At 66.1% G+C, this 372-nt stretch carries 1 pseudogene; it reads right to left on the bottom strand.

Annotation, left to right across the window (positions count from 1 at the left end):
• Positions 1-285 (bottom strand): annotated as a pseudogene (fdxA, locus tag V5O49_RS00220) (ferredoxin); the annotation flags it as partial.
• Positions 286-372 lie beyond the last annotated feature (87 nt).

Genomic DNA, 372 nt, shown 5'->3' on the forward strand with positions numbered 1-372 from the left:
GTCGTCCTGCGGGATGACGCCCATCTTGGCGGGGCCGCCGGGGGAGGCGATGTCGTCGAAGAGCTCGACGTTCGCCCGGTAGTAGTCGGTCCACTCGTCGGGGACGTCGTCCTCGTAGTAGATGGACTCGACCGGGCACCCCGGCTCTCGGGTGCCGCAGTCCCCCCACTCGTCCGGGTGGATGTACAGCGAGCGCTACCCCTCGTTGATGCAGTGCACGGGACTCTCCTCGAGGCACGCCTTGTCCTTGAGGGCGACGCACGGCTGAGCGATCACGTAGGTCACTGCAGTTCCCTTCCAGGGGATCGGCGGAGCGGCTGCTCCGGTCTTTCGGGGGCTCACTCTAGTATCGCTCACGTGAGAATCTCGCAC

The organism is Isoptericola haloaureus, from assembly GCF_036689775.1.
In the GTDB taxonomy this organism is placed as follows: Bacteria; Actinomycetota; Actinomycetes; order Actinomycetales; family Cellulomonadaceae; genus Isoptericola; species Isoptericola haloaureus.